General features: G+C 73.6%; 1 protein-coding gene. It reads right to left on the bottom strand.

What is annotated here, in order from left to right; translation table 11 throughout:
* Positions 1–210: 210 nt before the first annotated feature.
* Positions 211–747 carry an isochorismatase family protein gene (locus VR45_RS35430; protein WP_045944030.1) on the bottom strand — a complete coding sequence of 179 codons (537 nt, stop codon included), beginning with the start codon at positions 745–747 and terminating at the stop codon, positions 211–213.
* Positions 748–903 lie beyond the last annotated feature (156 nt).

Below are 903 nucleotides of genomic sequence, written 5' to 3'. Positions count from 1 at the left end.
CGACACTCCCGCCGACGGCCGCCCGGCCTCCTACCTGGTGCGCATGCTCTACAACGAGAAGGAGACGGCCTTCAAGTCCTCCTGCCGCCCGGTCGCCAAGGGGAGCTATTTCTACCCGCTGGACGAGCTCAAGCACTGCCTCGCGCACTCCTGATCCACCGCGCCCCGGGCCGGGCACCCGTACTCCGCGGGTGCCCGGCCCGCCGGCCGTCAGGCGAAGTCCACCTCGGCCGCCGGGAGCACCCGGACGGTGCGGCCCGCGTAGATGATGGTCGCGAAGAGCGCGTTGTGGTGGACGATCACCTGGGCCGCGGCGGGCAGGGGGCTGTCGGCGGGGCGGGTCGGGGTGGTGTGGCCGTCGGCGACGAGCAGCAGGTCGTAGCCGTGCGAGAGCGCGCTGCGGCAGGTGGAGTCGACGCAGTACTCGGTGGCGAGGCCGGTGACGACCACCCGCCGGACGCCCTGCCCGCGCAGGACCGCGTCGAGGTCGGTGCCGAGGAAGGAGTCGGCGCTGTCCTTCTCCAGCACGGTGTCCCCCGGCCGCGGGGCCACCGTCGGGTGGATCTCCAGCGCTTCGGCCGGAACGTCGGGATGGTCGACCCGCTGCCGCAGATAGACCACCGGGACACCGGCCGCCCGGGCCCGCCCGGCCAGTTCGGCCACCCGGTCGAGGCAGGCCTCGGTGTCATGGGCCCCCATGAGCAGGGCGATCTGCATGTCGACGACGAGCAGCGCGGTGTCCGGCATGCTCGTCACCCTACTCTCGGCACCCGCCCGGCAGGGGTGACCGGCGTCGGCGTCGGGTCAGGAGGTCTCCAGCCCCAGGCCCGTGACGCGGAGGAACCCGTGGGCCGCCAGCTGGGGCGAGAGGCCGATGCCCGGGCGGCGGGCGGTGACATAACC

This window comes from Streptomyces sp. NRRL S-495, from assembly GCF_000966955.1.
GTDB lineage: Bacteria > Actinomycetota > Actinomycetes > Streptomycetales > Streptomycetaceae > Kitasatospora > Kitasatospora purpeofusca.
Note: the sequence above shows the minus strand (reverse complement) of the source record. Positions and strands in the feature narration are given on the sequence as shown.